This window comes from Curvibacter sp. GW821-FHT09D12 (assembly GCF_059416245.1).
The window spans coordinates 1-791 of sequence record NZ_JBWKOU010000057.1 but is presented as its reverse complement, the minus strand read 5'-3'; the positions used below and the strand labels follow the sequence as shown (position 1 = coordinate 791).

At 65.9% G+C, this 791-nt stretch carries 1 protein-coding gene; it reads right to left on the bottom strand.

What is annotated here, in order from left to right:
* Positions 1-791, bottom strand: a 791-nt coding sequence (locus tag AC07PT_RS30415; protein ID WP_494659187.1) for a DDE-type integrase/transposase/recombinase, incomplete at both ends; no start/stop codon positions are given.

Here is a 791-nt window from a genome sequence, read left to right as displayed (position 1 = left end):
CTCGACAAACGCGTTGTCGTCGCTCACCCGAGGCCGCGAGTAAGAGGGTTTGACCCCCAGCCAGTGCAGCATGGCCAGCACCGTCGTGGCTTTCAGCGTAGCGCCGTTGTCGCCATGCAGCACGGGCTTGCTGTCTTTGGCCGCAATCCCTTCAGCCAAGGCCGTGCGCTGCACCAGGCGAGCCGCGTGGTCTGAATCATCTTCGGCGTGCACCTCCCAGCCCACCACCTTTCGGCTGTACAGGTCCACGATCAGGTAGAGGTAGAACCAACGCCCCGCCACGGTGGCGGGCAGGTAGGTCATGTCCCAGCACCACACCTGGCCCGGGGCTGTGGCGATGTGGGTGGTCGGTGGCCGTTGCGCTCTGGGCGCACGAGACCGGCTGCGGTGGGCGTTTTGCCCAGCCTGGCGCAGCACTCGCGCAAAGCTCGATTCGCTGGCCAGGTAACGGCCTTCGTCGGCCAGCAGGGGCACGATGCGCGCAGGCGGCAGGTCTGCAAAGCGCGGCTCATTGGCCACGCGCAGCAGTTCGGCGCGTTCGGCCTCACTCAAAGCGTGTGAGGGGCTTGGGCGATGGGCATGGGGGCGTTGGTCGCCCCCCAGCGTGGCACCTGTTGCCCGGCTTCGCCAGCGCTGCAGGGTGCGCTCGCTCAGGCCACACAGCTCGCAGGCCAGGGCCAGTCGGGCCCCGGCGTTGCAGGCCTGGGTGATGAGTTCAGACATCTGTTGACGATCTTCAAGCGAGGTCATTCGTCCTCGTCTCTGTCCTTTTGGAAGATCGTCTCTAACTT